Origin of the sequence: Sphingomonas pseudosanguinis (assembly GCF_052056765.1) — a bacterium.
GTDB classification, from domain to species: Bacteria; Pseudomonadota; Alphaproteobacteria; order Sphingomonadales; family Sphingomonadaceae; genus Sphingomonas; species Sphingomonas pseudosanguinis.
The window spans coordinates 682,284-696,892 of record NZ_CP189888.1 but is presented as its reverse complement, the minus strand read 5'-3'; the positions used below and the strand labels follow the sequence as shown (position 1 = coordinate 696,892).

Annotated in this window: 10 protein-coding genes; 4 read left to right on the top strand and 6 right to left on the bottom strand. The window is 67.2% G+C overall.

Annotated elements, in window-relative coordinates; genetic code table 11:
- Positions 1-146: 146 nt before the first annotated feature.
- The 4 genes from ACQHGV_RS03140 to ACQHGV_RS03125 form a co-directional block, all read right to left on the bottom strand.
- Positions 147-4,382: a translocation/assembly module TamB domain-containing protein gene (locus tag ACQHGV_RS03140; RefSeq protein WP_440979396.1), complete on the bottom strand. Its 4,236-nt coding sequence runs from the start codon at positions 4,380-4,382 to the stop codon at positions 147-149.
- On the bottom strand, positions 4,382-6,469 hold the full coding sequence (locus ACQHGV_RS03135; RefSeq protein ID WP_440979395.1) for a BamA/TamA family outer membrane protein: 2,088 nt from the start codon (positions 6,467-6,469) through the stop codon (positions 4,382-4,384). The genes ACQHGV_RS03140 and ACQHGV_RS03135 overlap by 1 nt, the downstream gene beginning before the upstream one ends.
- A gap of 234 nt (positions 6,470-6,703) precedes the next feature.
- Positions 6,704-7,135: a hypothetical protein gene (locus ACQHGV_RS03130; protein WP_440979394.1), complete on the bottom strand. Its 432-nt coding sequence runs from the start codon at positions 7,133-7,135 to the stop codon at positions 6,704-6,706.
- Positions 7,132-7,908 carry a prepilin peptidase gene (locus ACQHGV_RS03125; RefSeq protein ID WP_440979393.1) on the bottom strand — a complete coding sequence of 259 codons (777 nt, stop codon included), beginning with the start codon at positions 7,906-7,908 and terminating at the stop codon, positions 7,132-7,134. The genes ACQHGV_RS03130 and ACQHGV_RS03125 overlap by 4 nt, the downstream gene beginning before the upstream one ends.
- A gap of 93 nt (positions 7,909-8,001) precedes the next feature.
- On the opposite strand from ACQHGV_RS03125, the gene ACQHGV_RS03120 reads away from it, so the two are divergent.
- Complete coding sequence (locus tag ACQHGV_RS03120) at positions 8,002-9,183, top strand: acetyl-CoA C-acyltransferase (protein WP_440979392.1); 1,182 nt, start codon at positions 8,002-8,004, stop codon at positions 9,181-9,183.
- 253 nt (positions 9,184-9,436) lie between these two features.
- Here ACQHGV_RS03120 and ACQHGV_RS03115 read toward each other — a convergent pair whose 3' ends face one another.
- Positions 9,437-9,937 (bottom strand): SH3 domain-containing protein, encoded by a 501-nt coding sequence (locus tag ACQHGV_RS03115; protein ID WP_440979391.1) that lies wholly within the window; start codon positions 9,935-9,937, stop codon positions 9,437-9,439.
- 138 nt (positions 9,938-10,075) lie between these two features.
- Between ACQHGV_RS03115 and ACQHGV_RS03110 the strand changes: the two genes are divergently transcribed.
- The 3 genes from ACQHGV_RS03110 (at position 10,076) to ACQHGV_RS03100 (ending at position 13,084) form a co-directional block, all read left to right on the top strand.
- Positions 10,076-11,074, top strand: coding sequence for a 2-hydroxyacid dehydrogenase (locus tag ACQHGV_RS03110; protein WP_440979390.1), 999 nt, complete (start codon positions 10,076-10,078; stop codon positions 11,072-11,074).
- Positions 11,075-11,255: 181 nt separating this feature from the next.
- Positions 11,256-12,659: an outer membrane protein assembly factor BamB family protein gene (locus ACQHGV_RS03105; protein ID WP_440979389.1), complete on the top strand. Its 1,404-nt coding sequence runs from the start codon at positions 11,256-11,258 to the stop codon at positions 12,657-12,659.
- Positions 12,660-12,892: 233 nt separating this feature from the next.
- On the top strand, positions 12,893-13,084 hold the full coding sequence (locus ACQHGV_RS03100; protein ID WP_183952992.1) for a hypothetical protein: 192 nt from the start codon (positions 12,893-12,895) through the stop codon (positions 13,082-13,084).
- A 63-nt stretch (positions 13,085-13,147) separates the two neighbouring features.
- On the opposite strand, the gene ACQHGV_RS03095 is transcribed toward ACQHGV_RS03100, so the two are convergent.
- Positions 13,148-14,551, bottom strand: a complete 1,404-nt coding sequence (locus ACQHGV_RS03095) for an NAD(P)H-dependent flavin oxidoreductase (RefSeq protein WP_440979388.1) — start codon at positions 14,549-14,551, stop codon at positions 13,148-13,150.
- Positions 14,552-14,609: the final 58 nt, after the last annotated feature.

Below are 14,609 nucleotides of genomic sequence, written 5' to 3'. Positions count from 1 at the left end.
GCCGGATGTTTCACTTTGGTGAAACCCCGGCGAGCCATCGGCCCTCACCCTTCCCACCCGCTTAGTGCGGGCGGGCCCCTTCCCTCTCCCGGTGGGAGAGGGAGGGAGGCGCGTCAGCGCCGGAAGGGTGAGGGTGGCTCAAAGCCTCAGAAGTCCCGCGAGTAGCGCAGCGATCCGGCCGAGCCACCGAACGACCCGGTCTGGGTCAGCAGGCTGAGCGTCCGGGTCAGCGCGATCTGCAACTGCGTGGCGGTGAAGCCGCGCGCGTCGGTGACGATCTCCACATAGATATTGTCGGTCAGGTACTTGCCCGCCGCCAGGCTGGTGCCGCGTCCGGTCGCCTCGTCGGCGCCCAGCACGCGCAGACGGTCGAACCCGGTCGCCGAGCGCAGCTTGCCCAGCGGGTTCAGCCCGCCACCCGAACCACGCAGTGAATTGAGCGCGGCGGCCAGCTGGATCGCCTCGGTCGCCGACAGATTCTCCGGGTTGGTGCCGAACAGAAGCCGGCTGAGCACCTCGTCCTGCGGCAGGTTCGGGGTCGAGGTGAAGCTGATCTGCGGCCGCTGGCCCGTTCCGGTCACGTTGATGACCGCGGTGATGCCATCGGTGGTGGTCGTCGCCTGGATATTGATGTCCGGATCGGTCAGCGCGCCGCCACGGAAGCGCACCGTGCCCCGGTTCACCTCGAACCGCTTGCCGGCAAAGCTGTAGGTGCCGCGCACCAGGTCCAGCCCGCCATTGATCGTCGGCGCCGCGCTGGTGCCGCCGATGCGCAGATCCATCTCCCATTCCGACTCCAGCCCCATGCCCGACACGAACAGCTGGTTGTCGGCGCGGACACGCAGGTCGAGGCGGAAGAGGCCCGCCGGCTGGGGCGGGGCCGGGCGATCGGTCGGACGGGGTGTGCGGATTTCGCTGCGCCGCCGCACGCCGGTCAGCTCGGGCACTTCGGCCTGGCCCTGGCGGATGATCTGATAGCGGGCGTTGGGGACGGTCAGGTCGCCCTTGATGAGCCCGCCGTCGCGACCATAGGTCACGCGGATCGTCCCGCTGGTCGTCGCGGCCAGCGCGTCGCTGTCGGCCAGCCGTGCATTGTTCAGCTGCGCGCGCAGATCGACGGGATAGCCGCTGTCCGCCGCCAGCCCGATCGAGCCCTGCGCCTGGATGCTGCCCTCGCCCGCCTTGGCCTGGAGCCGCGTGATCTCCAGCCGGTCGTTGTTGAAGCGGCCCGCCAGCTGCATGTTGGTCAGGCGGGTGCCATAGGCCTCGTTGTCATAGGTCAGATTGTCGGCGCGGATCAGGCCGTTCAGCTGCGGCGACGACACGCGCCCGCCGAAATCGGCGGCGACCGCGATCGGTCCGCTGAGCTGCTGATTGGGCAATGCCGCGAAGGAAAACAGCACCGAGGACGGGCCGTTATAGCGGATGCCGCCCGACAGAGGCGCCTGCATCAGCCGGTTGACCCAGCCGCCATTGCCGGGCGGTAGCGGCCGTAGGCTGGCGACCATGCGGCCGACCACCGTCTGCCCACGCCGGATCAGCGCGCGCGCCTCGCCGCCATCGGGGACGAGCCGGCCGGCGAACACCACATCCACCGCCTCGGACACCGCCGACAGGCCGGTGCGCCGGAAATTGGCGATGGTCAGCCGCGCCTCGGCGGTCGGGAAGCTGGCGTCGCGCGCCTGCACGAAGTCCAGCGCGCCGCTCGCCTGCCCCGAAATGCCGAGATTGGGCACGAAGGCGTCGAGGATCGACATCTGCAGCTTGTCGAGCCGCGCCTGCACGTTCAGGCCATTGCCATAGGAACCGGCCATCAGCACCGAACCGCGACCGAAATCTATCCGGGTCGGCGACAGACGCCATGCGCCCTGATCCTGCCGGATGCGCGCCGGATTGGCGGTGCGGAAGCGGATGCCGTTGGCCTGCCCCTGCGCCGCGACCAGATAGTCGTTGGGCGACAGGCGCGCGTTCAGCGCGACGTTGAACGGAATGCTCGACGATCCGGTCAGCACCGCCTGCGCCGTGCCGCGCCCGCCGGTATAGTTCACCTTGGCACGCGCCGACTGGATGACGATCTCGCCATAGCGCGTATCGGCCAGCTGCGCATCGGCGACGATCTGCGGCGCGTTGGGCAGCATCACGACGCTGGCATTCACGATCGCGCGGCCGATGGTGAAGTCGACCATGCCGGGGATGCGCGCATTATAGGCGCGCGCGGCGATGTCGGCGCGCTGGTTGCCACCCTGATCGGCGAGCTGGACGCGGCCGTTGATCCCCTGCCCGGCGAATTGCAGCGCACCCGCGAACGGCCCCGCCGCCGTCTGCACCACGCGGCCCGTCGCGTTGATCCCGGCAAAGACCAGGCTGCGGACATCGATCGCCAATTGCCGCCCGGTGCTGACCAGCACATTGGCGGTGAACGGGCCGTAGTTCGTATCGCCGCGCGCATTGACGGCATAGGCGCCGTTCTGCCCGACGATCCGCGCTTGCAGATTGGCCAGCCCGACGCCGACGCCCGGCCGGGGGGCGCTGAGCACCACCACCGGATTGGTCTGCGACCCCGTCACCCGAGCGGTCAGCGGGCCATATTGGTTGGAATAGGCATCGGCCGACACCGCCACCGCCCCGGTCGCGGGATCATAGCGGCCGGAACCCCGCGTCACGCGGAATTGCGGCGCGGTCAGGCGCAGGCCGCTGAAGGTCACGATGCCTTGCGGGCTATATTCGACATCGGCGCGCACGATCGCGTTGCCGCCCAGGAAGTTGCGCGCGCCCTCGTTGAAGATCTGCTGCGTCTGCGCGACCACGCGGCCCTTCATCCCGAAGCCGCCGGGCGTCGCCACCAGATCGGCGTCGGTCGTCAGGTTGATGATGCCGATGCTCTCGACCCGGTAATTGTTGACCCGGCCCTTCAGCGCACCGGTATAGCGGCCAGTCGACAGGTTCGCGACCACCACCGCCGTCGCGTCAATATTGTCCGATCGGATGCGCAGATTGTCCGACAGGATATTGGGCATGGCGATCGCGAAATCGCCCTCGATCGCGACATTGTTGGTCAGCCCGCCGACCGCCGCGTTCAGCCCCGCGATCCGCTTGGCGCGCGCCTTGACCGGAACCAGGATGCGGTCGGCATTCACCTTGGCCAGACCCTCGGCATAGAGATTCTGGACCGAGGTCTCGCCGAAGCCGAGTGCGGCCGCGCGGACCTTGTAATCCACGGTCGGCGTCGCGAACGCACCGTTCAGCACCACCCGCGCCAGCACGTCGCGACCGGTCAGGTTCGGGGCGATGGCACCGGGCGTCAGCAGTTGCGCATCGACCGCGAAGTTGCCGAACTGGCTGTTGGCCAGATCGATCAGACCGCCCGCATCGACCAGCAGCGCAGAAGAGCGCAGCTTCATCCGCGTATCGGCACGCCGCTCATTGAGCGTGGTGTCGAGCGCCACCTGCAATGCCGGCGCCGTCAGCCGTTCGACAGGGCCTTCCAGGTACAGGCCGGGCCGGGTGACGCCCCGCACCTCGATATGTCCGTCCCGCGCGGTGGCGTTCAGATTCGCGAGCTGACCGCCGCCCAGGGTCGCGATCGCGCGCCCCTGCCACGCCTTCCAGCCGCCGCGTCCATCGACCGACAGGGTCAGCGGCGCCTTCAGCCCCGCCATCGAAGCGACGACGCCCCCGGTCGGCGCGGTCAGCTTGACGTCCACCGCCAGCCGGTCGGCATCGGGCACCGCGTCGAGCACCAGCCGTAGCCGGTCGCCACCCGCCACGCCGGGTCCGCGCAGCGCGTCGGCGCTGGCCGTCACCTGCGCGCGGCGGTCGGCGATATGAACCTTGCCGTCGATCGCCAGCACATGGCGCTGCCCCGTCACCGGCGCACCGATCACGAAGCGCTTGAGCGTCAACCGGTTCACATCGATGTCGAGATCGGGGAGCAGCGGCGCATTGGGATCGCTCGGCGTCGGTTTCAGCTCGGGCCGCCGCGCCAGCGTGACGAGGTCGGCGCTCAGCGAGCGGACGTCGATATGGTTGTTCGTATAGGCGAAGGGCCGCCAGTCGACGTTCAGCCGCGGGCTGGACAGAAACACGCCCTTGGGATCGCTGACCCGCAGATCGACCAGGCTCATCCGGCCGTAAAGCGATCCCTCGATCCGCCCGACCTTGATGTTCAGGCCCGAGGCGGTGGTATAGCCGCCCAGCTGGTCCGCGACGAAGCGGCGACCCGGATCGGTGTTGATCCCCAGGATGATCGCCCCGACCAGCAGGATCAGGCCCAGGATCGCGATACCGATCCATTTGAGCACCCGCTGCCACAGCGGGCGACGCACCACCACGGTCTCGGTCGTGGTTGCAGACTCCGGCGACATGCCCTGTTCGTCCGCCATCAGAATGCCTGCCCGATCGAGATATACAGGGCCACCTTCCCGTCGCCCGGACGCGGGTTCAGCGGGGTCGCGACATCGACGCGCAACGGCCCGAAATTGGTATAGAAGCGCCCGCCGATGCCGGCGCCGAAGCGCAGGTCCTTGCCCGTGGGGAAGGTGCTGTCATAGCTGTTGCCCGCATCGACGAACGGCACGATGCCGAAATTGCCGAAGCGATAGCGTGCCTCCAGCGCGAACTCGTTCAGGCTGCGCCCGCCGACCGGATTGCCCTGCGGATCGAAGGGCCCCAGCCGCTGGAAGCCGTAACCGCGCACCGATCCGCCGCCGCCGCCATAATAGCGCCGCGACGGCGCCAGATCGTCGCGCTCGATCCCGAAGATCGCGCCCGCCCGCGCGCGGCCCGCGATCACCAGGCTGGTGTTCAGCGGATAATAGAAGGTCCCCTCGATCATCGTGCGCGCATAGGGGCGCACCGCGCCGCGCACCGAGGTCTCGGGGCTGAGATTCAGTTTCAGGCGATAGCCGCGCGTCGGGTTGAGCAGATCGTCCGACTGGTCGAACACGACCTGCCCCGGAATGGCCGCGATGCCATAGGTGCCGCGCCGCCGCTCGCCGGCCGTGAAGTCATAGACGCTCTCGTTCGTGCCGGTCAGCTCGCCACCGAACGCATAGGTGAACTTCTTCTGCCAGATCGGCGTCGAGTCATAGCTCCAGCGGAAGGCGACGGTGCCGATGAACGCATCGAACGCATCGTAATTCTGGTGGCTGGCCGAGGCGATCACCTGGAACGTCCGGTCGCGCCGCCCGGCATTGGAGCGGCGGAACGTCCCGCTCAGCCCCTGTTCCTGCGTACCTGCGATCACCGAGGCGATCAGCGCGCCTTCGGGCGGGAAGAGGTTGCGGTGGGTGAAGCTGGCCTGCGCGCGCACGCCCTGGCCGGTCGAATAGCCCGCCTCGCCCGACAGGGTGCGCGCCGGCCCCTTGGTCTGCGTCACCTGCAGGTCGATCGCCTCGGTGCCGTCGGGGTTCATGCGGCCGGTCCGCTTCGGCTCGACCCCGACGCCGTTGAACAGCCCGGTCGCAACCAGCGCGTTGCGCAGATCGTCGGTCAGCCGGGAATCATAGAGCTGGCCTTCCTCAAAACGCGGGAAGATGTTCAGATGGCCGAGGTCGAACACGGCGTCGCCGGTCGTCGTGAGCTGTCCGAAGGACGAACGCGGCCCGGTATCGACCGGCAGCGTATAGGCGCCGACCGGCTCCGGCCCCTGATCCTCCAGCAGGATGTCACGCTCGCCGACCTTGACGAAGGGGTAGCCGCGTTGCGGCAGGACCAGGCTGACATTGGCCTCGGCGCCCTGGATACGCGCCGCCTCGATCGGATCGCCGACCTTCAGCGGTAGGTTCGAGCGGATCAGGTCGGACGGCGTGGTCGGTTGCGCATTCACCGTGATCGACGACAGGCGATAGAGCCGCCCCGGTGTCGCGGTCAGCACGACCTTCAACCGGCCCGCCTCATCCCCACCCTGATCCTCACCCTGGCCGGGGCGTTGCAGCGTCGAGATCGCGGCCGCGTCATAATAGCCGAGCGACTTCATCAGCCGGACGGCCAGCGCCTCGTCCTCGCGCGCGCGCGCCGACACCTGGGTCGCGTTGCTCGCCTTGCCCTTGCCGTCGCGCAGCGCCGAAAGCGAGCGGAACTCGTCATCGAGGTTCAGCTCGGCCAGCCCCTTGACCTCCATGTCGTAGCGGATGTCGGGCGCGCGGTCGCCCTTCACATCGGCCGCCGTCTGGAGCGGGGTGGAATCGAAGCTGCCGAGCGGCGTCAGCGGCTGGGCGAGTTGCGGGTCCTCGGGCGCGACGGGGGCGATCGTATCGCCGGTGGCGAGCGGCTGGCTGGTCGCCGACTGGGGCAGCGGCGGCGCGGTCTGCGGCGTCGGGATGGTCGCCGGTGCCGGTTGCCCGTCGCGCATCGTCGACATCGATTCGAGCGGTGCGTTGATGTCGCCGCTCAGCGGGGGCAGCGCCGCGTTGAACTCGGCATCGGGCACGATCGGCGCATTGCCCTGCGGATCATTCCCCTCGCGCACGTCGCGCGGAAGATCGGGTCCGCGTGCCGGTGCGGTGCCCGGCTGGGTCAGTTGCGAATGAGCGGGGGAAGCAAAAGAGAGAGGAGCGACCAGCGAGACTGCGAGCCAATAATGTCTACCGATCCGTCGCGTCACGCCGTTCAAAGCCCCTTTCCCGCAGGGCCTTCCGTTATTCGGATCGATCCCCCAACATGCCCCTGAACGCAAAAAGGCCCGCGCGGGTTCCGTTGTCGATCAGCGGGATACCGGCGCGCAGCCCACCAGTCCGCCGACCGGCACGACCATTTCGTCCTGTCCGGCGCGCGCGATCCGCAGGCTGGCGTCGCTGACGATCGCGCCGTCCTGCAACGTCTCGCGCTGGGCGATCGTCATCTCCAGCGTCGCGTCGACGCCGTTGGCCGCATAGCGCGTGGTGCTCGCCAGGCCGAGCGCGCCCGCCCCGCCCGCCTGCACCGCCGCCAGATCGGTCGCCTTGCCGTCGAGCATGATGCGCAGCCGCGTCGGCTCGACCATCGCGACGAAGCGCTGGTCCTGGACCGACCACAGATAGGCGGCGCATCCCCGCGCCGGCAGTTCCTGACGCGGCAGGGTGCCGAGCGCCGGCACGGCGGGGGCGGTCGGCGCGGCCTGAATGCCGGCCAGCGCAAGCAGGATGGGAAGCATCATGCCGCCGATCCTATCATCAACAGCCAGGCGGGATAAGCCGCCAGTGCGAGCAGCGTACCCAGCGGCACCATATCGTCCCCCGCCATCCGCCGCCCCAGCCCATGGCGAACCACGACCCAGCCCAACCCGATCAGACAGGCCGCCAGCAACACCCCCGGCAGCATCCGCCACCCCAGCCACAACCCGATCGCACCCAGCAGCTTGGGATCGCCGCCGCCCAGCCCCTCGTGCCCGCGCCACCGGCGATACCCCGCCGCGATGGCCCAGAGCAGCCCGAACCCGATTACGCCGCCCAGCATCCGCTCGCCGAAGGACGGCCCGAACCCCAATGCGCCGGTCATCATCCCCGTCCCCGCCAGCCACAGCGTCAGCCGATCGGGCAACCACAGCGCCAGCGCATCGAGCGCCCCGAGCGCGAGCAGCGACCAGCCGAACAGCGCGCCGGTCCAGCCATCCGGCCCCGCCACCCAGCCCGCAGCGACACCGATCAGCGCCCCCAGCCCTTCGATCCGGCCATGCACCGGATCGATCCGCGCCCCGCACCGCGCGCAGCGACCGCGCAGCCACAGGGCGCTGAGCACCGGCACCAACTCCCGGACGCGCAAGGTCTTGCCGCACGCGTCACAGGCCGAGCGCCCGGTCAGTACCGATCGATCGTCCAACCAGCGCAGCACCAGCGCCGCCACGAACGACCCGACGATCGCCCCCGCCACGCCGTACAATGCGGCCCAGATCGTCGATCCCGCCCCGAAATCCCCCGTCCCGAAATCCATGGGCCCGCCTTACCGCCCCGCCCCTTTGCGCGCCACGGGCAAACAGCGTAAGGCGCGGCGCAAAGACCAGAAAATCGGAGAGAGATCGCCGCCATGACGGACCCCATCGTCATCCTGTCCTATGCCCGCACCCCCATGGGATCGTTCCAGGGCAGCCTGGCCGACGTGACCGCGCCGCAACTGGGCGCGACCGCCGTCAAGGCCGCGGTCGAGCGCGCCGGTGTCGCGCCCGCCGCGATCGAGCGCATCCACATGGGCTGCGTCCTGCCCGCCGGCCTGGGCCAGGCGCCCGCGCGCCAGGCGGCGATCTTCGCCGGCCTGGGCGAGCATGTCGAGGCGACGACCGTCAACAAGATGTGCGGATCGGGCATGCAGGCCGCGATCATGGCGGCCGAGGCGCTGGCCGCCGGATCGGCCGACATGATCGTCGCCGGCGGCATGGAGAGCATGACCGGCGCACCCTATCTCAGCCACAAGCATCGCGGCGGCGCGCGGATCGGCCACGATACGCTGTACGATCACATGTTCCTCGACGGGCTGGAGGACGCCTATGAGCGCGGCCGGCTGATGGGCCATTTCGCCGAGGAAGCCGCGCAGGAATATCAGTTCACGCGGAGTGCGCAGGACGATTTTGCCATCGCCTCGCTGGAGCGTGCCAAGGCCGCGCAGGCCTCGGGCGCGTTCGATCGCGAGATCACGCCCGTGACGGTGAAGACCCGCAAGGGCGAAACCCTCATCACCCAGGACGAACAACCGGCTAAGGGCGACCCGGCCAAGATTCCGACGCTCAAGCCCGCCTTTGCCAAGGACGGCACGATCACCGCGGCCAATGCCTCGTCCATCTCGGACGGCGCGGCGGCGCTGGTGATGACCCGCGCCAGCGTCGCCGAACGCCTCGGCCTGACGCCGATCGCGCGCGTCGTCGCGCATGCCGGCCATGCCCATGCCCCCGCGCGCTTCACCACCGCGCCGGTCTTCGCCATGCGCAAGGCGCTGGAGCGCGCCGGCTGGTCGACCAGCGATGCCGATCTCTATGAGGTCAACGAAGCCTTTGCGGCGGTGGCGATGATCGCGATGCGCGACATGGACCTGTCGCACGACCGGCTGAACATCCATGGCGGCGCCTGCGCACTGGGCCACCCGATCGGCGCCAGCGGCGCGCGCGTGCTGGCAACATTGTTGTCGGCGCTGGAGACGCAAGGGGCCAAGCGCGGGGTCGCGTCGCTGTGCATCGGCGGCGGCGAAGCCACCGCGATGGCCGTGGAGCTGATGTAAGGGCCCCTTCTTCCCTCACCCGTCTGCGGGAGGATGCCCTCTTTCTCTCCCCTCCCACAGGCGGGAGTATGCCCCCTTCTTCTCCCCTCCCGCAGGCGGGAGGGGCCGGGGGAGGGCGAGGAGTCTCACCGAGACCATCGCTCGCGGCCCTGCCCTCCCCCATCCCCTCCCGCAAGCGGGAGGGGCGTGCCAAGATCATCACGCTCGCTGAAAACGGGACCCGGCCCTCAAGCCTCAGGCCTTGCCAGAAACCCTACGGCAACGTCTCCCCCGGCTCCACGCCCCAGATCGCACCGACCGGCACGAAGCCCGCCTGCCCCTTCACATCCAGCCGGCACCAGCCGCCATTACACTCGCTGATCCGCCCGACCACGCCGGGCGCGGCGCGCCACAGCGTCTTGGCATCGTCGCTGGGGGCCGAGCGCATCGGCAGCGGGTCGGCGCTCCGCACGATCGCGGTGCGGGTGTTGCGCAGCAGGACCGCGAGCATCCAGCCCTCGGTGCCGTCCGGGTCCTGCACCTTGCGCCACTCCTTGAACGCGGCGACGACCTTCACGGGCAGGTCGGGACGGCGATAGGTCCAGCTGGCGGGATAGGCGCGCGCCGGGCCGGTCCGCATCCGCGCCAGCGACGCGCCGATTGAGCCATAATAGGGCATGGCCCGCTTTTCGGACGCGGCGGCGGCGGGTGGAGCGATCGGGCCCGCCATCGTCACCACCGCCATGACGGCCAGTCCGGTCATGGACCTGCGCATTCTCAATTCCTCTGCTTACCCGCCCGCACCGGCTCTACGCCGAGCCGGGGTCCCGCTTCAACCATGTTCCATCCCCGGATCGCCGCCGCCCGCATCACCGGTTGACGGGCCGGCGGGCATGGCCCAATCCCTTTGGCCATGGTCGATCCACGCCGCTGCCTGAACCCCAGGGTGGTCGTCACCCGCGAACTCCCCGATCCCATCATGGAGCGGATGGCCGCGCTGTTCGACACCCATCTGAACCGCAGCGACGAGAAATGGAGCCAGGCGGAACTGGCCGAGGCGATGGCGACCTGCGACGTGCTGGTACCGACCGTGACCGACAGCATCGATGCGACGCTGATCGCCGGGGCCGGCCCCCGGCTGAAGCTGATCGCCAATTTCGGCGCGGGCGTGAACCATATCGACCTGAAGGCGGCACGCGCACGCGGCATCATCGTGACCAACACGCCGGGCGTCCTGACCGAGGACACCGCCGACATGACCATGGCGCTGATCCTGTCGGTGCCACGCCGGCTGGCCGAGGGCGAGAAGCTCGTCCGGTCGGGCGCGTGGAAGGGATGGAGCCCCGGCGCGATGCTGGGTCACCGTATCGGCGGCAAGGCGCTGGGGATCGTCGGCATGGGCCGCATCGGCCAGGCGGTCGCGCGGCGCGCGCGCGCCTTCGGCCTGTCGATCCATTATCACAACCGCCGTCGCCTGCCGCCCAGCATCGAGCAGGAGCTGGATGCGCATTGGTATCCCGATCTCGACGCGATGCTGGGGGCAGTCGACATCGTGTCGATCCATACCCCGCTCAACGCCGACAGTCACGACCTGATCGACCGCCGCCGCATCGCCCTGATGCGGCCCCATGTCTATCTGATCAACGCCAGCCGGGGCGGCATCGTCGACGAGGATGCGATGGTCGACGCGCTGGAGGCGGGGCGGCTGGCGGGGGCCGGCCTCGACGTGTGGCGCCACGAACCGCAGATCGACCCGCGCCTGCTGGCGCTGCCCAATGTCGTGATGACCCCGCATATGGGATCGGCCACACTCGAAGGCCGCGTCGCTTCGGGCGAAAAGGTCATCGCCAATATCCGCAGCTGGGCCGACGGCCACCGCCCGCCGGATCAGGTGCTCGAGGGGTGGTTGTAACTCTCTTTTGCGGGCGTGCCGTGGCAAGCGTTCGGAGGATGCTTTGCAATAGGCAACGCCGTGCGCATATGCCCGGCAACTTTTCTCTGGCATTTCGGGGACTTCACAAATCTGGTCCGATAGCGGCCGTCTGACATGCCGGATTCGTATGGACAGACCGCTCCATGATCTTAAGAGATGCATGGATTTTTATTTACTGGATGCCGGGGGGCACATGAAAAAGCTGACGCTGTCTACACTTCCTCTGCTGTTTCTTCTTGGCGCTTGTGGCGGCGGTGACGGTTCAAAGGGCGGGGGCGATATAACCGTTACCCCCGCTCCCTCGCCAATCCCGACGCCTGTTCCGACACCGACACCAACACCGACACCAGCCCCTACTCCGACGCCGACGCCCGCCCCCACTCCGATCGCGCTCACGATATCGCCGCTCATTCCCTCAGACGGAAACTGGTCTACCTTTCAGGGTAATCCCGGTCACACAGGGTACGTCGCCGCCAGCTTCTCCGCTGCCAATTTTGCCGATGCGTGGACCATCACAACGCCCAATGCCCCCAGCGCCGTAGCAGCGACGTCCGGCAAGATTTTCTACAATGTCGTTCAAGCAGACCGCCACGTCTATACGCGTGCGATCGCGACGTCCGATGGGTCCGCGCTATGGGGTTTCGATTTGGGCGGCAACAATGTCTATCCAACCACGCTGCCCTATGGTCCATCCTATGCCAATGGTCGGGTGGCATCCATGGCGCCGAACGATACGTCGTCCGCGGCGCCTTTGCAGGTCATCAATGCCAGCAATGGCGGCTATGTCAGCACCGTGAATTATGATGCCCAATTTAGTCGAGGCAGCGTCCTGACACCAGTCGGCAATGATCTATACTTCGCGTCTGGCTATTACGGCAATGTTGTCTATGCCGCGAATGCGGTCACCGGTGACCGCATATGGCGCACGGCGGACAATTCGCAATATGGCGGCTATGTCATGGAGGGAGAGAGCATAGCAGTCGATCAGGATTATGAGTATTTTTTCAAAGCCGGCTCGCTTTTAATCCTCAGCCGATCCGGAAAAGTTTTGCAGGCGATAGAAAACCCGTTCTTCACAAAGAATTTTATCAGTTACTCTGGCGAATATGTGGGCGCACCGATGCTGGACGGCGCGGGTCATATATTTACATTCTCTGAAAATTACTCAGCCGGACAGGCTCTGCCGATCGTGTCCTTCGCCCTCAACAATAACAAGCCGCTTTGGCGGACCAGCTACAGCTATACTGGACAGCCTGCCACTCGCAATGGCTTCATCTACGCCATCCGATCCGCAAGCGCCATTATCGACATGATCGACGTGTCGACCGGGCTAGTGGCGAAGTCGATGCAGGTCAGCGATGCCGACAATTTGACGAGCAACATCATCGTATCGGACAGCCATATCTTCGTCGCGAATTCCAAAGCGACTTTTGCGATCGACATGGGCAATGCCAATGCACCCATAGCGTGGAAAACATCCTTTGGCGGCAATCTGGCACTGACGCCGGACGGATATCTGGTGATTTCCACCAAAACGGCGATCCATGCCGTAAAGTTGAGGTAAAGAACGGCGACGATCGGGGAGGCAGCCATCGTCATGATGACGGTAGCAATCCGGGGCCTCCTTGGTCGAACCACTCTTCATCATCGTGGCGCTCTACACGACGGGCGGACTGCCACGATGATCTCACCCGATCCTTTGACGCTGCTCGCTTGCCCCATGTCAAAATGTTGCGGCACGGAACCGCTTGGGGGCCGCCGCATTCCCCCTCCTGTCATTCAACAGGAGCTACCCTCATGAAAAAGCTGGCTATTGGCCTGACCCTTGCCGCGACCGCCATGGCGATGTCGGCCTGTTCGACGCTGAAGGGCGCCGCGATCGGTGGCGCGGGTGGCGCGGGTGTGGCCGCTGCGACCGGTGGCAGCGTGGAGCGCGGCGCGGCCGTGGGCGGCACGGCGGGTGCGGTCGTCGGCACCGTCGCCGACTAAATCAAAAGGGCCTCTTCCGACTGGCGGAAGAGGCCCTTTTTCCTTGGTCGGACGCCGACCGGATCAGTCGCCGGTCAGGATGCGGTCGACCAGTTGCTTCACGCTCGGCACGAACCCGTTCGAGTAGAAGGGGTCGCGCTTGAAATTGTACGCCGCATGGCCGGCGAACATCAGATTCTGTTCGACATCGCCGCCATGCGCGATGTCCTGCAGCGTCTTCTGGATGCAGAAGCTGCGCGGATCGGCCAGGCGGCCGGTCGAATTGGTCTCGCTGTCCGCCCAGCTCGAGAACAGGCACTGCGACAGACAGCCCATGCAGTCGGCCTGATCCTTGCGGATCTCCTTGGCTTCCTCAGGGCTGACGAACACCAAGGTATTGTCCGGCGTCTTCAGCGCCATGGTGAAGCCATGGCCGAACCACTCGCGCGCGCGCAGCAAGTCGCCCTTGGTCACCCAGAAATTCTTGCCCTTCACGCCCACGTCGAGCTGGAAGACATGGTCGCCCGCTTCCTGCGTGGAGAAGGCGATCTGGCGGTCCGAACGCGCTTCCAAGTTGCGAAGGAACGGGTTGCGCACCGCACTGGAATAGAAACCGGTCGGCGAGAAACGGTGGAGCAGGACATCGCCCTGCTCGATCGTCATCAGTCGCTGCTTCCATTCCTCGGGGATCGGGCTTTCCTGCGTCAGCAGGGGCCGCGTACCGAACTGGAAGGCGATCTTGCCCAGCTCGGGATTGTCGATCCATTCGTTCCAGTCGCGCAAATACCAGACGCCGCCGGCCATCACGATCGGCACGTCGTCCGAAATCCCGCCCTCGCGCATCGTGTCGCGCAGCGCCTTCACGCGCGGATACGGGTCCTGCGGCTGCAACGGGTCTTCGGCGTTGGACAGGCCGTTATGACCGCCGGCGAGCCAGGGGTCCTCATAGACCACCGCCGCCAGCCATTCCGCCGCCTTGGAATAGGCACGCTTCCACAGCGCGCGGAAGGCGCGGCCCGAGGAGACGATCGGCAGATAGCTGACCTGGTGATGCGCCGCGATCTCGGACAGCTTATAAGGCATCCCCGCACCGCAGGTGACGCCCGCAACCAGGCCCTTGGTGCGCGCCAGCACGCCTTCCAGCACCCGCTGCGCGCCGCCCATTTCCCACAGCACGTTGATGTTGATCGCGCCCTTGCCGCCGGCAATGTCCCAGGCGCGCTTCACCTGCTGGACCGCGCCCTCGATGGCATATTCGATCAGTTCCTCGTGCCGCTCGCGCCGGGTCAGCGCGCGGTAGATCTGGGGGATGATCTTGCCCTCGGCATCATAGCTGTCGGCATTGACCGCCGAGACGGTGCCGATGCCGCCGGCCGCAGCCCAGGCGCCCGCCGACGCATGGTTCGTCGCGGCGACGCCCTTGCCCCCTTCGATCAGCGGCCACACTTCCCGGCCGTTATAGAGGATGGGGCTCAAGCCTTTGAACACGTCGTACCCTTCTGGTCCTGAAAGGGCCTCATATAGCGTGTTAGGAAAGCGAAGCGAG

Coding starts and splice junctions, on each gene's coding strand:
- ACQHGV_RS03105 (WP_440979389.1), top strand. CDS start 11,256: ATGGATTTTTATTTACTGGATGCCGGGGGGCACATGAAAAAGCTGACG.
- ACQHGV_RS03120 (WP_440979392.1), top strand. CDS start 8,002: ATGACGGACCCCATCGTCATCCTGTCCTATGCCCGCACCCCCATGGGA.
- ACQHGV_RS03140 (WP_440979396.1), bottom strand. CDS start 4,382: ATGGCGGACGAACAGGGCATGTCGCCGGAGTCTGCAACCACGACCGAG.
- ACQHGV_RS03100 (WP_183952992.1), top strand. CDS start 12,893: ATGAAAAAGCTGGCTATTGGCCTGACCCTTGCCGCGACCGCCATGGCG.
- ACQHGV_RS03115 (WP_440979391.1), bottom strand. CDS start 9,937: ATGCGCAGGTCCATGACCGGACTGGCCGTCATGGCGGTGGTGACGATG.
- ACQHGV_RS03110 (WP_440979390.1), top strand. CDS start 10,076: ATGGTCGATCCACGCCGCTGCCTGAACCCCAGGGTGGTCGTCACCCGC.
- ACQHGV_RS03130 (WP_440979394.1), bottom strand. CDS start 7,135: ATGATGCTTCCCATCCTGCTTGCGCTGGCCGGCATTCAGGCCGCGCCG.
- ACQHGV_RS03125 (WP_440979393.1), bottom strand. CDS start 7,908: ATGGATTTCGGGACGGGGGATTTCGGGGCGGGATCGACGATCTGGGCC.